Origin of the sequence: Marinobacter shunpengi, assembly GCF_045449695.1 — a bacterium.
Taxonomy (GTDB): Bacteria; Pseudomonadota; Gammaproteobacteria; order Pseudomonadales; family Oleiphilaceae; genus Marinobacter.
This window is the reverse complement of the sequence record NZ_JBJJKZ010000022.1, coordinates 126011-142527: the sequence shown is the minus strand read 5'-3', so window position 1 is coordinate 142527 and position 16517 is coordinate 126011. Positions and strand designations below refer to the sequence as shown.

Below are 16517 nucleotides of genomic sequence, written 5' to 3'. Positions count from 1 at the left end.
GAGACCCGATACCGGAGTCTCTGAAAAGGGAGATCAGGCCCTTTTTCAGAGGCTCCTTTACAAACGATTTCGTATTCAGGACCAACGCTCAGGTCGGAGGCAAACATGTCCAGAGTCTGTCAGGTAACCGGTAAGCGACCGGTAACCGGTAACAACGTTTCTCACGCGATGAACCACAACAAGCGTCGTTTTCTGCCCAACCTGCAGAACCACCGCTTCTGGGTCGAGTCTGAGAAGCGCTTCGTAAAGCTGCGTGTATCCACCAAGGGTATGCGTGTTATCGACAAGAAAGGCATTGACGCTGTGCTGGCCGACCTTCGTGCCCGCGGCGAGAAAGTATAAGGAGCCGCATCATGCGCGAGAAAATCAAGCTGGTTTCATCAGCAGGTACTGGTCACTACTACACGACCAAGAAGAACAAGCGTAACACCCCGGAAAAGATCGCTATGAAAAAGTACGATCCGGTGGTACGTAAGCACGTTGAGTACAAGGAAGCCAAGATCAAGTAAGGTCTTTGCTTTCAGGAAAAACCCGGCCCCGGCCGGGTTTTTTTGTGCCCGGCATTTGAAGTGATGTCAGGAATCGCCCCGAGCACCCTCCCTGTAAACTCAGAAGGTCTTCAGATAGCCCTTGGGCAGGGCGATATCCATGGCAATGGGCAGGTGGTCGGACACCGGATAGCTCACCACCTCGGAGTTGCGGATTTCCAGGCTTGGGCTTACCAGGATATGGTCCAGCGCCCGCTCCGGTCGCCAGCTTGGGAAGCTGTGGGCGGTATCCGGCAGGGGAATCAGGTTGGCATGCTTGAGGGGGGTGTTGGTCAGCAGCTCCTCGGCATGGTTGTTCAGGTCTCCCATCAGCACCACGTGCCGATAGTCCGCGATCAGCTCGTGGACATAGGCCAGTTGCCGGGCCTGGCCGGCCTTGCTGAGGGACAGGTGCATGATCACCAGCACCAGCGGATCGTCGATATCGCCGAAACGGGCGATAATGGCCCCCCGCCCAGGCAGCAGCCCGGGCAGGCGGTGCTCGGTCACATCCAGCGGACGGAAACGGCTGAGCAGGCCATTGCTGTGCTGAGCCACCGGCCCCAGGTTACGGTTCAGTTGCTGGCGCCAGTAGGGGATGCCACTGGCCTCGGCCAGGTACTGGACCTGGTTGATGTAGCCACTACGCAGGCTGCCGCCGTCACACTCCTGCAGGGCCACCACGTCATAGCTGCGCAGCAGGCTGGCAATACGGTCCAGGTTATCGATACGCCCCCGGTGGGGCAGCACATGCTGCCAGCTACGGGTCACGTAGTGATGGTAGGAGGCGGTGTTGATCCCCACCTGGATATTGAAGGTCAGCAGGCGGATATGGCGATGGGGCTCGAAATCCGGCACATGATCCATACCCGAGCAGGCCCCGCCCGAGGGCGAGGCGCGGCCAGAGATGTTACTGAACCCATGTTTCAACCTACGATACATTGATCAGGCTCCGGAAACAGTCTGACACCGGGCCAGGCGTCCACGCTCGGCCAGGTCGTCGTTAGTCGGTGCTTTCGCTACGCTCCTTCTCAATAAGGTAGTCCACGACTTCCAGGGTTTCCGCATGACCACCGGTCATGCCGGGTCCGGTCTTGTACTTCCCCGCCACCAGCATGGTGGGGGTACCGCGTACCTGGGCGCCCCGCAGTACCGACATACCCCGCTGCACCTGGGCCTTGACCCCGAAACTGTTAAAGGCCTTGAGGAAAGCTTCCCGGTCAACCCCCTGGGTCTCCACGAAGTCCGCGAGGGCGGACGCGCTGGTCAGATTCTGGCGCTCTTCGGCCAGCGCTGTATAAAAGGCCCCATGGGTCTTGTCGGTGGCACCAATCGCCTCAGTGGCATAATACGCGTAGGCATGCTGAACGGCCGCCTTGTTCATCGGTGCGGGCAGCAGAACCAGGTTGATGTCATCGCCGAGGTCTTTCTTCCAGGCCTGCATGAAGGGTTCAAAGTCGTTGCAGTGGCCGCAGCCGTACCAGAACACCTCAACCACCTCGATTCCCTCACCAGAGGAGGCGGATACCTCAGTGGGCAGGCGTTCATAGTGCTCGCCTTCCACCCATTGATCCTGGGCTGAAGCGGAGAAAGCGACGGTCGCGGCGATAACGCCGGCGGCAAGAGATCGGAAAATACCCATCAAGCACCTCTGGATTGGTTTTTTGGTTGTTTCATGGACTTGCGTGAGACAGGCTCACCGGCAAAAGGTTCATCTGCCACGGATTATGCCATGCTGCCCCTTCAGGTCCAGCCAGTGACCCTTACAGCACCGACAGGATGTCAGAAACGCAAAAGCCCGCACAAGGCGGGCTTTGTTCCGGGCAACCGTTGATCGGAAAACGATCAGTGCAAACCGGAAATGTAGTTGGCCACGGCCTCGATCTCGGTATCCGTCAGACGGGAGGCAATGTCCACCATGATCTGCGACTGGGGCGCCCCGTTCCGCTCACCGTCCCGGTACGCCTTCAGTGATTTGATCACGTACTCGGCACTCTGGCCACCCAGGTGGGGGTAGCCGGCAGGGCCGTTGCCCTTGCCCTCGGGATTGTGACAGGCGGCACAGGCGGCCACACCGGAGGCCAGGTTGCCCCCCTTGTAGAGGCTACGCCCCTGCTCCAGGTTTTCCTCGCTGGCCTGACTGACGGGCATCTCGGTCTGGTCGAAGTAAGCCGCCAGATCCTGCAGGTCCTCGTCGCTCATATCGTCCAGCATGCCGGTCATTTCAGCGATCTCGCGATCACCGTCGCGAATGGCACGCAACTGCTGGACCAGGTAGGTTTCCCCCAGCCCCGCCAGTTTCGGATACACCGCCATAACCGGAGCCGCGCCATTCTGCCCGTGACAGCCCGCACAAACACCAGCATTTGCCTCACCTGCTTCAGGATCTCCCGCGCCATGGGCTGTCATGGAGAGGCCCAGGCCGAGAACCACACCTGCGATCAGTTTTTTCATGCTCGCTCCGCTATCTCTCATCAGAAACATTATTCTTCGTGCCGCCGGCAGAGCCGGGCAAAGCCCCGACTGGTGGGCCATTGGCCGTGGTACCCTGCGCACCGTCCGGAAATTGGTGTAGCATTATACATTAAGGAGCCCATGAATAAATGCCATGGCCCTGTTTGCAGCCACCCGCCCTTTACCCGTGTCATTCAGGACGTATTCGTGACCACTGAAACACCCAAGCCGATTTCCTACAACAGTGCCCGCTTCCTGGTCAGCGCCGCGCAATTAACGGACTGCCCACCGGACAGCGGTCGCGAGGTCGCCTTCGCCGGTCGTTCCAACGCCGGCAAGTCCAGCGCCATTAACTGCATCACCGCCAATGGCAAGCTGGCCCGCACCAGCAAAACGCCCGGCCGCACCCGGCTGATCAACTTCTTCTCGCTGAACCGGGCCGACTGCCGGCTGGTGGACCTGCCCGGCTACGGCTACGCCAAGGTGTCCCGGGACATGAAGGACGACTGGCAGCAGCACCTGAGCCACTACCTGACTGACCGGCGCAGCCTGGCGGGACTGGTCCTGGTGATGGATATCCGGCACCCACTGACCGACTTTGACCAGATGATGGTGGAATGGTGCGAACATAACAATCTGCCGCTGATGATCCTGGCCACCAAGGCGGACAAACTGAAGTTCGGCCAGGCAAAGACCGCCATGCTGGGTATCCGGCAGGCGCTGAAAGATGTGCAGTGTCTGCACCACCTGATCATGTTCTCGGCAACCACCAAAACCGGCCTGGAAGAGTGCCGTAATGGCCTGACCGGCTGGCTGGAGGGGTAACCCGCCATAAAAAACCCGACCGGAAGTCCCGGTCGGGAATCGTCAGGGTTTGCGACGTACTGAGACCTGAGTCTCTTACCGGCACGTCCGTGGTTGCCGGTATGGAGTATGACCGCCCTGTCGCCGTAAAGTTCCTGTCACATCACTCTCCGGACATGGCCCAGGGCATATCCGGCCGATATCGGTCCCTCAGGATCAGCACCTCGTCCCGGTGGGCCGGATCCAGGTAGGGCAGGTGCAGGGTCAACACCTGATAGATGCCCTGGCGCACCTCCGCCAGCACCAGTTCCCGGCTTTCATTGGTGGTCTTGAGGAACGCCATCCAGTTGGTGATCACCAGCCAGATGTTCAGGGCCAGGGCCTGGCGCAATTCATCGGACAGCGACTGCAGCACCCGACCCCGGATCAGGCCGTGCAGGATGTTTTCAATGGCCACCAGGCAGCGTGCGGTAAAGGCCCGGTACTCACGTCGCAGACGGTCGTCGTTCTCCAGCAGGAACGCCAGCTCCCGATGCAGGAAGCGGAACCGCCAGAGGCCATCCACCACCGACTCCAGGTAGAACACCAGGTCATCGATTGTCAGGGCGTTGCCACTCCGTACCTTCAGATAGCTATCCACCAGGGACTCATACTGCCGGAATAGCTGGTAGACGATGTCGGCCTTGTTACGAAAGTGGTAATAGAGATTGCCCGGGGAGATACCCAGGTCGGCCGCTATATGGTTGGTGGACACATTGCGTTCACCCTGGCAGTTGAAGCTGTCCAGGGCCACCTGGAGAATCCGGTCCCGGGTATTCCCGGTATTTTTCGGCGAGGATGCTGACATTGTCTGGTCTGATTTCCGGCGCAAATGATTTTTCAGGGGACCACTGGCAATCCCGGATTTATTCCGGTACGAATTGGAGTATAAACTCTAATCAGTCGCAGACCTTTCTCAGACCTTTCAAGGGTACCGTGGTTGTCTGAAGGTGGACTGCCCGCGTCGAACCATCTCGCCGAGGATCCTATCATGAGCGCCACCGTCGTCCCGATGAACGAGAGCAAGAAACAGATCCAGCTCACCGCCAGGATACTGGCCGAACAGAAACAGGCCTTCAGCCGCAACCCGTTACCGACCCTTAGTGAGCGCAAGGACAACCTGTTGCGCCTCAAGAAGGCCCTGATCGCCCATCAGGAGCAGTTCTGCGAGGCGATCGACAAGGACTTCAACGGTCGCTCCCGGGATGAAACCCTGATTGCGGAGATCATGCCGTCCATTCAGGGCATCAACTACGCCATGGAGCACCTCAAGGACTGGATGCAGCCGGACCGCCGGCATGTCTCGGTGCTGTTCCAGCCGGCGAGCAACAAGGTCTTCTACCAGCCCAAGGGCGTGGTGGGCATTATCGTACCCTGGAACTACCCCCTGTACCTGGCCATAGGGCCACTGGTGGCAGCATTGGCGGCGGGCAACCGGGCCATGATCAAGATGTCGGAATTCACTCCCCACACCTCTGCCCTACTGGCCAACCTGGTGGAGACCACCTTCCCCCGGGACCTGGTTGCAGTAGTCAATGGCGAGGCCGACGTCGCCGCCGACTTTTCCGGTCGCCCCTTCGATCACCTGCTGTTCACCGGCTCCACCACCGTGGGCCGACTGGTGATGAAAGCAGCGGCCGAGAACCTGACGCCGGTCACCCTGGAACTGGGCGGCAAGTCCCCGGCAGTGATCTCCAATGACGTGCCCATGGAGGATGCCGCCGAACGCATCGCCTTCGGCAAGGCGTTCAATGCCGGCCAGACCTGCGTGGCGCCGGACTATGTGCTGTGCCCCTCGGACCGGGTCAACGCCTTCGTGGACGCCGTCCAGGATGCCCTGGGCCGCATGTATCCCACCCTGCGGGACAACCCGGACTTCACCAGCATCATCAACGAGCGTCAGTACCAGCGCCTCCGGGAACTGCTGGCGGACGCCCGCAGCAAGGGCGCACAACTGGTGGAGGTAAACCCGGCCGGGGAGTCCTTCGAGGACGGTTGCCACAAGATCCCGATCACCCTGGTGCTCAACCCCACCGACGACATGAAGGTGATGCAGGACGAAATCTTCGGCCCGATCCTGCCGGTGGTGCCCAGCAAGGGACTGGAAGACGCCATGGCCTACATCAACAGCCGTCCGCGGCCACTGGCCCTGTACTATTTCGGTTACGAGCGGGACGAGCAGAAGCGCCTGCTGGCGGGCACCCATTCCGGCGGCGTCTGCATCAACGACTCGCTGCTGCACGTGGCCCAGGATGACCTGCCCTTTGGTGGCATCGGGGACTCCGGCATGGGGCACTACCACGGCAAGGAAGGCTTCCTGACCTTCTCCCACAGCCGCGCGGTGTTCGCCAAGCAGAAGCTCAACAGCGGCAAGCTGGTGTATCCGCCCCACGGCGGCCCCCTGCACAAACTGGTCTATCGGTTCTTTATTCGCTAGTATCTCGGGCCTCTGAAACCAGAAGGAGTACGCCATGACAACGGTTATCTACCCGGGAACCTTTGACCCCATCACCAACGGCCACACCGATCTGGTGGAGCGGGCCAGGCGGCTGTTTGACGAGGTGGTGATCGCCGTTGCCCACAGCTCCAAGAAGAACCCGCTGTTCACCCTGGAGGAACGGGTTCGTCTGGCGGAAGAGTCCACCGCTCATCTGGATAACATCCGGGTGGTGGGTTTCAACAACCTGCTGGCGGATTTTGTCCGCGAGCAGAACGGTACTGTGCTGCTGCGCGGCCTGCGGGCGGTGTCCGATTTCGAGTACGAGTTCCAGCTCGCGGACATGAACCGTCACCTGGCCCCGGAAGTGGAGAGCGTGTTCCTGACACCGTCCAACCACCTGTCGTACATTTCCTCGTCGCTGATCCGGGAGATTGCCTCCCTGGACGGTGACGTGGCGGAATTCGTGTCACCGGTGGTGCACGAGGCTCTCAGGGCGAAGTTCGCCAAGTAAGCTGTGAGCCTTCCATCAGGTAACCACCCATGGCCCTGATCATTACCGGCGAATAGCCTGACCGCGGCCTGTCAGGCATAAAAAAACCGGAGCCCGCGGGCTCCGGTTTTTTGTGACCGGTGATACCTTACTGCAGCATCGGCGAGGTTCCCGGCATGGGGATGGGCATCTCCTGACCGTTGAGGTTGACTGTCATGTCCTTCAAAGAGGCATCCATCACGTAGAAGTCCCCCTCTTCCACCAGGGCGCCCTGGATCACCATGGGCATCAGTTGATCTCCCAGCTCCGGATAGCGCTCTCCCAGTGCCACGGGGATCTTCAGGTTCATCTCGCCCTCGATGGTCTGGGCGATCAGCATGAACGGCACCCGGTCCTTGTCCGGCTGCTCCGGATGGGCGACTTTCAGGTGACCGGTCACCGGTCCCTCCGGCGATGAAATATCCATATCGGTGACCACCGTCAGACCCCGGGCCATCAGCTTCTCCAACCCGCCCGTCATGGCCATGGTGGCCTGCATCTGCTGCTGGAAAGCCTTCTGGGGATCGTCGCCGGAGGCCATGCTGAGCTCCTGCATCGCCTGGGCCGCTTCCATCAGTTCGTTCCAGGCGGCGACATCCACCTCCTGCATCCGGAAATCAAAGCTGTGGGGACCATAGCCCTCATCGCCGTAGCTGACCTTGTCTAGGGTCATGGTGCTGTCGAGGTTGAATGACTGGTCATCATTCACCGCCTCAGTATCGGAGACAACCTCCAGGCCTTCCAGCACGACCTCCGGCTCATCCCGGGCGGCGACGGACACCTTGGCCACGGTCATGCTGCCTTCACCGGTCCACAACTGCCCCGTCAACAGAGTGGCCTGCTGTTCCATGTCCAGGTTTTCCATGGACAGGCGCATATCCGGGGTCCGCAGCACCAGCCCGGGCCACTGCATGTCGAGATTCATCTGCTCGCCACCAGCGCTGAACTCCAGGGTGGAATAGCTCCGGGAAACATTCAGGGATTCACCGGCTTCCTCGTCCATGTAATCAATGGCCGGCACATCCAGTTCCACCAGGGAGGAACCCCAGGCGCTGGTGGTGACGGTCAGGGTTGGCTTCTCGTCCGGGAAGACCTTCTCGAACTCCTCGTCCTCGGGCAGGTCGAAGTTGAACAGGATGGTGCTGCTGGTGATGCCGTGGGAGACATCGCCCGTCCAGCCGATGGCATGCCGCTCTCCGGTATCCGGGTCCACCACATAGAGCTGGCCCGTGATGGTGGACTCCAGGTAACCCCGGTCATACTCCGCCGTTTCCATGATAAAGAGGGGCTGGGCCTGGTTGAAGTCCCCGGTCGCTGCCTGCCATTGCTGTTCCGTCAGCATTCCCACGGCCCATGGGGCAGCCGCCGCTGCCGCCACGACCACGCCGCCGGCGATGATCCATGTTTTTTTCATGTCCTGTACTCCAATTCAGGGAGTCAGCCCGGGCGCGGTGGCACCGTTCAAACCTCCCTGTTTACTGATCCCGCCCGTTTCCTCGTGAACGGGCTGCGAAACCGGCGCCGGATCACTTGGCACTTAGCCGGTCCAGCAGGACCGACTGGGACGCAAAGCGCTCCTCCTCCGGTGAGGGCTGATTTTGCAGGTAACGTCCATCAGGCTGCAAGACCCAACTCTGACAGTTGTCACGTAAACAGGCATCCAGGTCTTCCTCAAGGCGGTTGACCAGGCTGCGCTCTTCCACCGGGAAGGCCACCTCGACCCGGTTTACCAGGTTACGGACCATGCCGTCAGCGCTGGAGCAGTACACCTCCGGCTTGCCATTGTGGCCGAACCAGTAGACACGGGTGTGCTCCAGGAAGCGCCCGATAATGGAGCGCACCTGGATGTTCTCCGACAGCCCCGGCACCCCCGGACGCAGGCAGCAGATACCACGGATGATCAGGTCGATCTTCACACCGGCCTGTGAGGCCCGGTACAGGGCGAGCATCACTTCCGGATCGGTCAGGGCGTTGAACTTGAAGATGATGCGACCGTCGCTGCCGAAGCCGGCTTCCCGGTCAATCATCTCGATCAGCCGCCGGTGCAGGGTGAAAGGCGCGTGGAACAGTTTCTTGATCTTGAGGGCCTTGCCCATACCGGTAAGCTGCTGGAACAGCTTGTTGACGTCGTCGCACAGGGCATCATCGGCGGACAGGTAGCTGTAGTCGGTATAGAGCCTGGCGTTACCGGCGTGGTAGTTGCCGGTCCCCAGGTGGACGTAGCGCTTCAGGCGACCTTCCTCGCGACGCACAATGAGGATCATCTTGGCGTGGGTCTTGTACCCCACCACGCCGTACACCACGACCACCCCGGATTCCTGCAGGCGACTGGCCAGCTCCAGGTTCTCCGCCTCGTCGAAACGGGCGCGCAACTCGATCACCGCGGTCACTTCCTTGCCGCGACGGGCCGCATCCATCAGCGCCTCGACGATCTCCGAGTCGGCCCCGGTGCGGTACAGGGTCTGGCGAATGGCCAGCACCTGGGGATCCTTGGCGGCCTGGCGCAGGAAATCCACCACCGGCGTGAAGCTCTCGTAGGGATGCAGCAGCAGGATCGGCTGCTTGCGGATGGCGTCGAAAATCACCTCGTTGTTGCGGATCGGCTTGGGCACCGCCGGCGAGAACCCCGGATAGGTGAGATCCGGCCGGTTGACCAGCCCACTGACGGCCATCAGCCGGGTCAGGTTGACCGGGCCATGAACCTTGTACAGATCCCGTTCGGTAAGACCAAACTGCCGCAACAGGAACTGGATCAGTTCCTCGGGGCAGTTGTCAGCCACCTCCAGCCGCACCCCGTCGCCGAAGCGGCGGCTCAGCAGTTCGCCGCGCAGCGCCGAGGCCAGGTCTTCCAGGTCGTCCTCCAGTTCCAGGTCGGCGTTGCGGGTCAGGCGGAACTGGTAACAGCCCTTGATCTCCATGCCCGGGAACAGCTCATCGGCGTGGGCGTGGATCATGGACGACAGGAACACCAGATTATCACCGCCATCACAGACGTCATCGGGCAGGCGCACCAGGCGGGGCAATGACCGGGGCGCCGGTACGATGGCCATGCCGGTCTCCCGGCCGAACGCATCCTTGCCGTCCAGCTCGACAATGAAGTTGAGGCTCTTGTTGACCAGTCGCGGGAACGGGTGGGAAGGATCCAGCCCGATGGGATTGACCACCGGCAGGATCTCATCCTCGAAGTACTGGCGCACCCACTCCGCCTGGGCCGGGGTCCAGTCGCGGCGACGCACGAAGTGGATACCCTCCCGCTCCATTTCCGGAATCAGGACCTTGTTGAGGATATCGTACTGTTCTGAAATGTATTCGTGGGCCACCTGGCTGATTTCCTGCAGCACCTGCTCCGGCAGCATACCGTCCGGCCCCACCATCTCGCGGCCATATTTCATCTGTTGACGCAGGCCGGCCGCGCGGATCTCGAAGAACTCGTCCATGTTGCTGCTGAAAATACAGCAGAAGATCAGGCGGTTGAGCAGCGGATGATGTTCATCCAGAGCCTGCTTGAGCACCCGGTAGTTGAACTGCAGATGACTCAGTTCGCGGTTGAAATAGTTTTCCCGGGCGGTAAGGTCCAGCACCTGCTCCGGCACCTCCACCGGTTCAGGTACCGCAGCCACTTCGCCCACCTTCCCGACCTCCGGTACCTGTTCCATACTCATATCAACCTCCCTTGAGCAGGCGTGCCGCCCGCACCGCAAAGTAGGTCAGGATGCCGTCGGCACCAGCCCGGCGCATGGCCATGAGACTTTCCATCATTACCTTGTCGCCATCCAGCCAGCCATTCTGGGCGGCGGCCATGTGCATGGCGTACTCGCCGCTGACCTGGTAGACAAAGGTGGGTACTTTCAGCTCGGTCTTCACCCGATGGACGATGTCCAGGTAGGGCATGCCGGGCTTGATCATCACCATGTCGGCACCTTCGGCCAGGTCCATGGCCACCTCATGCAGGGCCTCGTCGCTGTTGGCCGGGTCCATCTGGTAGGTTTCCTTGCTGCCCTTGCCCAGGTTGCCGGCCGAGCCCACCGCATCCCGGAACGGGCCATAGTAGGAAGAGGCGTACTTGGCGGAATAGGCCAGGATCCGCGTGTTCACCCGGTCGGCCTGCTCGAGGGCCTGGCGAATCTCGCCAATCCGGCCATCCATCATGTCCGACGGTGCCACCACGTCGGCGCCCGCCTCGGCATGGGACAGGGCCTGTTTCACCAGGGCTTCCACGGTGCGGTCGTTCAGCACGTAGCCGTTGTCATCAAGGATGCCGTCCTGGCCATGGGTGGTGAACGGATCCAGCGCGACGTCGGTAATCACGCCCAGTGCCGGAAACTGTTCCTTGAGCGCGCGGGTGGCACGCTGGGCCAGGCCGTCGGTATCCCAGGCTCCGGAACCATCCAGGTCCTTTTTTTCCGGCGGCACCACCGGGAACAGGGCAATGGCGGGAATGCCCAGGTCATGCACCTCGCGGGCATGCTCCAGCAGCAGGTCGACGCTCAGGCGTTCCACGCCGGGCATCGACGGCACGGCCTCCCGCTGCCCTTTACCCTCCAGCACAAATACCGGATAGATCAGGTTATCCACGCTGAGCTGGTTCTCCCTGACCAGCCGGCGGGAAAAGTCGTCCACCCGGTTCCTGCGCAGACGGGTGCCGGGATAACCTCGATTGGGAAGTGAGAACACGAAAGCCTCCGTAACTGGACTGTTTAACGGACTATCATACACATCACGATGTTACCGGGGCATGACCTGAAACATAAGAGTGCGGATCGTCCCCCGCGACACAGGAGCGGCCGGACGTGGAAAACAGCGGGCGGGGCGTTGCCGACAATCGCCAGCAACGCCCGGACCTGATCAGAAACTGCGGTTGTTGAAACCCACCTCGACCTTGCGGGGGGCGTCGTTACGGAAACTGGTGTCGACCTGCTGGATCCGGCCTCCCCCGTTCAGGAACGCCTGGATATCCGCTTCAAGCTGGGCCCGGATCCGTGCACGACCGGCGATGGAATGATCGTCTTCCATCTCGTTCCAGCCGCCCGCCGGCTCCAGGCTGTTTTCATCCAATTCACTCATGGCTAGCCTCCATCAGCGAAAATCGGGAGCCCGTCACTGCCCCCCGTGCTCAATGAAACGCGCCCCGAAAAGCCAGGCAGTCCGATGGCCGTTTCCTGTTCGACACCTCTTGACCATGCTGATCACAAGCACGGCGTGCATGAGCGTCTTGGCGTCTTTATAATCAGTAAAAGATGACAGCGCTATCATGTCGCAAAATCTTTTTGTAACTTTTTGTAACCAGCCGGAACGAAAGCCTGCTCCCTTAAATTTTTATAATAAAGACAATTGGTTACCCCCGAGAGGCATTAACATGAACGCCAAACAGCCAACCCCCGCCAAGTCCGGATTCACTCCCGACCAGTGGCTGGCCCAGACCCACGAGGTCTTCAACCAGCCTCCGGCACTGGAAAACTACAACCTGTTCCTGCAGGACAGGGCCCTCCAGGAAGCCATTGAGCGCGAGGGCGCAAGCTGGGCCCGGCAGGAACTGACGGACTTTGGCGCCCTGGCCGGCCGCCCCGATATCATCGAACTGGGTTTCCAGGCCAATGACAACAAGCCCACGTTCCAGACCCATGACCGCTTCGGTCACCGTATCGACGAAGTCCGCTTCCATCCTGCCTATCACGAGCTGATGCGACTGGCCACCGAGCACGGCCTGCACAGCAGCCCCTGGCAGAAGCCCGGTCCCGGCGCCCATGTGGCGAGGGCGGCCAAGTACTATCTGCACACCCAGGTGGAGGCATCCCACGGCTGCCCGATTACCATGACCTTTGCCTCCATGCCGTCCATCATGAAGCAGCCGGAACTGGCGGAAACCTGGGCCCCCAAGATCCTGGACTGCAGCTACGATCCCCGTAACGTGCCGGATTCCGAGAAGCGCTCCGTGACCATCGGCATGGCCATGACCGAGAAACAGGGCGGCAGTGACGTACGCGCCAATACCACCCGGGCAATTCCCACCGGCAGGGAAGGCTCCGGCCAGGCCTATGAACTGGTGGGGCACAAGTGGTTCGTCTCCGCGCCCATGGGCGACGCCTTCCTGGTGCTGGCCCAGGCCCCGGGTGGTCTGTCGTGTTTCCTGATGCCCCGCTGGCGTCCTGACGGCACCAAGAACCCGTGGCAGATCCAGCGTCTGAAGAACAAAATGGGCAACGTCGCCAACGCCTCCAGCGAGGCGGAACTGCGGGGCGCCCTGGGCTGGATGATCGGCGAGGAAGGCCGTGGCGTGCCCACCATCATCGAAATGGTGGCCATGACCCGCTTCGACTGCATGATCGGCAGCTCCTCGGGCATGCGTCAGGCCGCCGCCCAGGCCCTGCACCACTGCCATCACCGCAGCGCCTTCGGTGCCCGGCTCAGCGACCAGCCGCTGATGCAGAACGTACTGGCGGACCTGGCGCTGGAGAACGAGGCGGCCATGAGCTACACCATGCGCGTCGCCCGGGCCCTGGACGCCGGCAACGACGAGCAGGAACAACTGTTCCTGAGACTGGCCACCCCGGTGGGCAAGTACTGGATCTGCAAGCGCACTCCCAACCATGCCTACGAGGCCATGGAATGCATTGGCGGCAGCGGGGTGATGGAAGACTGCATCATGCCGCGACTGTTCCGGGAATCCCCGGTGAACGCCATCTGGGAAGGCTCCGGCAATGTGCAGTGCCTGGATACCCTGCGGGCCTTGCAGAAGTCGCCGGAGAGCCTGGATGCTTTCCTGGCAGAGGTGAACCAGGCCCGGGGCAGCGACCGCCGTTTCGATGGATTCGTGGACCGGCTGGCGAAGGATTTCAGCGGCGCCATGGGCAACCCGGAACAGATCGCCTTCCAGGCCCGGGATCTGGTGGACCGCCTGGCGGTCTCGCTGCAGGCCTCACTGCTGATCCGCAACGCACCGGCGGCCGTGTCCGATGCCTACTGCGCGTCCCGCATCGACAGCCGGGGCATCCACAACATCGGCGCCCTGCCCAGCGGCGTGGACGCGAAAGCCATCGTGGACCGGGCAACCCCCCATGTCTGATGCATTTCGAAAACTGCTGGCAGAGCGGGAAGCCGCTCCCGCCAGCATTACACCCCATATCGGCATCGTCACGCTGCACTTTCAGCTTTACGGCGTCGAGGACCTGAAGGCCAAACGCAAGGTCTTCACGCCCATGCGGGCGATCTGGGGCCGGGAGCCGGACCTGGCCGTGGCAGAAACCGGAGACTATGAGACACTGGACAGTGCCGTGTGGAGCATTGTTGCCATCGGCGGCACCTCACAGCAGCTCACCGCCCGGCTCGACCAGGTGGAGAAGGCGATCGAGCAACGCATCGACGCGCCGGTACTCGAGGTACACCGGGAGCTGCTATAAGGGCCAGTGCGGATATGACTGTTCGCTTGGCAACCAATGGCATGACGCCGTATACTACGCGGCCCTGACCACGGACCCGTGCTGGGGCGAGGATACGACGCCCCTGATAAAAGTTCCGTAGAGTCTCCGGGCGACAGGAAGATACGCCCGGGGATACCACAGACTGCGTGGCGCGTATGACCGGTAAGAAAAAGTCAGCCCAGGCGTCGGTAGAGGCGATGTATCGGGTATTTACCGTACCCGAGGCCCCCGAATCCACCCTGAGCCGGATTGACCAGAATATCTCGGGTAACCTTGCCGGTTTCCTGCAGGAGCATATTGTTGCGGTGGAGCGTGACCTCAGCGAGGTGGAGAAGAACTTCTCCGACTCCGCCATTCCGGAAAAGCCCATCTTCGTATCCGAGCAGGCCCAGTTCCTGCTGGACAAGCTGGTGGCCAACTCCGTGCACACGGCCTCCCCCAGCTTTATCGGGCACATGACCTCGGCACTGCCCTACTTCATGCTGCCGCTGTCCAAGATCATGATTGCCCTGAACCAGAACCTGGTGAAAACGGAAACCTCCAAGGCGTTCACGCCCATGGAACGTCAGGTACTGGGCATGATCCACCGGCTGGTGTATCAGCAGGACGGCGCCTACTACCGCAAGTGGATGCACGACCCCCGCCACGCCCTGGGGGCCATGTGCTCCGGCGGCACCGTTGCCAACCTGACCGCCCTGTGGGTAGCCCGCAACCGGGCCTTCCCGGCGGAGGGCAGCTTCCGCGGCCTGCACCAGGAAGGCCTGTTCCGGGCGCTGAAGTACTATGGCCACGATGGGGCGGCCATCCTGGTCTCTCGCCGTGGTCACTATTCCCTGCGCAAGGCCGCCGACGTGCTGGGCCTGGGCCGGGACGCGCTGATACCTGTCGATACGGACGACGATAACCGCATCCAGATCGACGACCTGCGAGACAAGTGCCTGGAGTTGCAGCGCCAGAAAGTGAAGATCATGGCCATCTGCGGCATTGCCGGCACTACCGAGACCGGCAACATAGACCCGCTGGATGCCATGGCGGACGTGGCCCGGGAATTCGGTGCCCACTTCCACGTGGACGCCGCCTGGGGAGGTCCCACCCTGTTCTCGCGGCAACATGCCCCCCTGCTGCGGGGCATCGAGAAGGCGGATTCCGTGACCTTCGACGCCCACAAGCAGCTCTACGTGCCCATGGGCGTGGGCCTGGTGGTCTTCCGCGATCCCACCATGGCCAGCGCCGTGGAGCACCATGCCCAGTACATTATCCGCAAGGGCTCCCGGGACCTGGGCAGCAACACCCTGGAAGGCTCTCGACCGGGCATGTCCATGCTGATCCACTCGGGCCTCAAAATCCTGGCCCGGGAAGGCTATGAGATCCTGATCAACCAGGGCATCGACAAGGCCCGCACCTTCGCGGAGATGATCACCGAGCATCCGGATTTCGAGCTGGTGACCGCGCCGGAGCTGAACATCCTCACCTACCGCTACTGCCCGGCCCGGGTCCAGCAGGCCCTGGCCGCCGCCGATCCGATCCAGGCGGAGCGCATCAACATGAGCCTGAACCGGGTCACCAAGTACATCCAGAAGACCCAGCGGGAACGGGGCAAGGCGTTTGTGTCACGGACGCGGCTGGAGCCGGCCCGCTACAGCAAGTTCCCCTGCATCGTCTTCCGGGTGGTGCTGGCCAACCCGCTGACCACCAAAGAGATCCTCAATGACATCCTGGACGAGCAGAAGGTGCTGGCCGGCGAGCCGGGGCTGAAGGATGAGATGGATATTCTGCACCAGCACACAGAAGCTGTGCTGGCGGGACCGGTGGCGAAGAGGGCCTGATTGCAGGCTGGCGCAAACCCAATTTGATGCGAGCTGATCAGCCAGCGCTAACGCGGACTTCGTAAGGTCGGGTAGGTGAGGGGTGGTTTTGGAGCAGGGCCATGGATGGCCCGGAGCAAGGCCGGTCCAGGGATGGGCCGTGAATTGCGGCGGAAAAACCGCACCTGCCCGGCCCTGCACCAAAACCCTCAGGCTGACCCTGACAAAGAATCAGTAAAGCGCTTCCTCGTCATCCAGCACATCATCCAGGATTTCGAGGAAGATCTTGTCCGCCTCACTCCAGTTCTCGGGAATACGGACCGTCGTCGAGGCACTGATCTCATCCGCCATCAGCTGATGGGCATCCGGCTTGCCCCGGTGCTTGCGGGCCACCTCCACACACTTGACGGCCACCGTGGGATCACTCAGAACCTTCTTGATGAAGACCCGCATCTCATCAATCACTTTCGCCTGACGGCTCTCAGTTGCTGTACTCATAGA

Annotated in this window: 17 protein-coding genes; 8 read left to right on the top strand and 9 right to left on the bottom strand. The window is 61.4% G+C overall.

Annotated elements, in window-relative coordinates:
- The first annotated feature begins 105 nt into the window (after positions 1 to 105).
- Both rpmB and rpmG read left to right on the top strand, forming a co-directional pair.
- Positions 106 to 342: a 50S ribosomal protein L28 gene (rpmB, locus tag ACJO2E_RS19165; protein ID WP_328189572.1), complete on the top strand. Its 237-nt coding sequence runs from the start codon at positions 106 to 108 to the stop codon at positions 340 to 342.
- An 11-nt stretch (positions 343 to 353) separates the two neighbouring features.
- Complete coding sequence (gene rpmG / locus ACJO2E_RS19160; protein ID WP_328189573.1) at positions 354 to 509, top strand: 50S ribosomal protein L33; 156 nt, start codon at positions 354 to 356, stop codon at positions 507 to 509.
- A 99-nt stretch (positions 510 to 608) separates the two neighbouring features.
- Here rpmG and ACJO2E_RS19155 read toward each other — a convergent pair whose 3' ends face one another.
- From ACJO2E_RS19155 to ACJO2E_RS19145, 3 genes are all read right to left on the bottom strand, one after another.
- The gene (locus tag ACJO2E_RS19155) at positions 609 to 1469 is read right to left on the bottom strand and encodes an endonuclease/exonuclease/phosphatase family protein (protein WP_406965987.1); all 861 of its coding nucleotides are present in this window, start codon (positions 1467 to 1469) and stop codon (positions 609 to 611) included.
- Positions 1470 to 1530: 61 nt separating this feature from the next.
- Positions 1531 to 2169: a thiol:disulfide interchange protein DsbA/DsbL gene (locus tag ACJO2E_RS19150; protein WP_406965986.1), complete on the bottom strand. Its 639-nt coding sequence runs from the start codon at positions 2167 to 2169 to the stop codon at positions 1531 to 1533.
- A 203-nt stretch (positions 2170 to 2372) separates the two neighbouring features.
- On the bottom strand, positions 2373 to 2981 hold the full coding sequence (locus ACJO2E_RS19145) for a c-type cytochrome (RefSeq protein WP_406965985.1): 609 nt from the start codon (positions 2979 to 2981) through the stop codon (positions 2373 to 2375).
- Between the two features lie 207 nt (positions 2982 to 3188).
- On the opposite strand from ACJO2E_RS19145, the gene yihA reads away from it, so the two are divergent.
- Positions 3189 to 3806, top strand: a complete 618-nt coding sequence (gene yihA, locus ACJO2E_RS19140) for a ribosome biogenesis GTP-binding protein YihA/YsxC (RefSeq protein WP_406965984.1) — start codon at positions 3189 to 3191, stop codon at positions 3804 to 3806.
- Positions 3807 to 3948: 142 nt separating this feature from the next.
- Here the strand turns inward: yihA and ACJO2E_RS19135 are convergent, their stop codons facing one another.
- The gene (locus ACJO2E_RS19135) at positions 3949 to 4632 is read right to left on the bottom strand and encodes a TetR/AcrR family transcriptional regulator (RefSeq protein ID WP_406965983.1); all 684 of its coding nucleotides are present in this window, start codon (positions 4630 to 4632) and stop codon (positions 3949 to 3951) included.
- 183 nt (positions 4633 to 4815) lie between these two features.
- On the opposite strand from ACJO2E_RS19135, the gene ACJO2E_RS19130 reads away from it, so the two are divergent.
- Entirely contained in the window at positions 4816 to 6261 is a 1446-nt protein-coding gene (locus ACJO2E_RS19130) for a coniferyl aldehyde dehydrogenase (protein ID WP_406965982.1), read from the top strand.
- Between the two features lie 34 nt (positions 6262 to 6295).
- A complete protein-coding gene (gene coaD / locus ACJO2E_RS19125; protein WP_406965981.1) occupies positions 6296 to 6775 on the top strand; it encodes a pantetheine-phosphate adenylyltransferase in 480 nt (159 codons plus the stop codon).
- A gap of 127 nt (positions 6776 to 6902) precedes the next feature.
- Here the strand turns inward: coaD and ACJO2E_RS19120 are convergent, their stop codons facing one another.
- The 4 genes from ACJO2E_RS19120 to ACJO2E_RS19105 form a co-directional block, all read right to left on the bottom strand.
- Positions 6903 to 8207, bottom strand: a complete 1305-nt coding sequence (locus ACJO2E_RS19120; RefSeq protein WP_406965980.1) for a DUF945 family protein — start codon at positions 8205 to 8207, stop codon at positions 6903 to 6905.
- 112 nt (positions 8208 to 8319) lie between these two features.
- Positions 8320 to 10455, bottom strand: coding sequence for a polyphosphate kinase 1 (gene ppk1, locus ACJO2E_RS19115; protein ID WP_406965978.1), 2136 nt, complete (start codon positions 10453 to 10455; stop codon positions 8320 to 8322).
- A gap of 1 nt (position 10456) precedes the next feature.
- On the bottom strand, positions 10457 to 11467 hold the full coding sequence (gene hemB / locus ACJO2E_RS19110) for a porphobilinogen synthase (protein ID WP_406965976.1): 1011 nt from the start codon (positions 11465 to 11467) through the stop codon (positions 10457 to 10459).
- 171 nt (positions 11468 to 11638) lie between these two features.
- A complete protein-coding gene (locus tag ACJO2E_RS19105; protein ID WP_406965974.1) occupies positions 11639 to 11857 on the bottom strand; it encodes a hypothetical protein in 219 nt (72 codons plus the stop codon).
- 292 nt (positions 11858 to 12149) lie between these two features.
- Between ACJO2E_RS19105 and ACJO2E_RS19100 the strand changes: the two genes are divergently transcribed.
- The 3 genes from ACJO2E_RS19100 to panP all read left to right on the top strand — a co-directional run bounded on the left by ACJO2E_RS19100 (position 12150) and on the right by panP (position 16037).
- Positions 12150 to 13856, top strand: coding sequence for an isovaleryl-CoA dehydrogenase (locus ACJO2E_RS19100; RefSeq protein WP_406965972.1), 1707 nt, complete (start codon positions 12150 to 12152; stop codon positions 13854 to 13856).
- Positions 13849 to 14190, top strand: coding sequence for a DUF503 domain-containing protein (locus tag ACJO2E_RS19095; protein ID WP_406965971.1), 342 nt, complete (start codon positions 13849 to 13851; stop codon positions 14188 to 14190). Before ACJO2E_RS19100 ends, ACJO2E_RS19095 begins: the two co-directional genes overlap by 8 nt.
- Positions 14191 to 14366: 176 nt before the next feature.
- Positions 14367 to 16037, top strand: coding sequence for a pyridoxal-dependent aspartate 1-decarboxylase PanP (panP, locus tag ACJO2E_RS19090; RefSeq protein WP_406965970.1), 1671 nt, complete (start codon positions 14367 to 14369; stop codon positions 16035 to 16037).
- 210 nt (positions 16038 to 16247) lie between these two features.
- Here the strand turns inward: panP and ACJO2E_RS19085 are convergent, their stop codons facing one another.
- Positions 16248 to 16514: a hypothetical protein gene (locus ACJO2E_RS19085; protein WP_328190112.1), complete on the bottom strand. Its 267-nt coding sequence runs from the start codon at positions 16512 to 16514 to the stop codon at positions 16248 to 16250.
- Positions 16515 to 16517 lie beyond the last annotated feature (3 nt).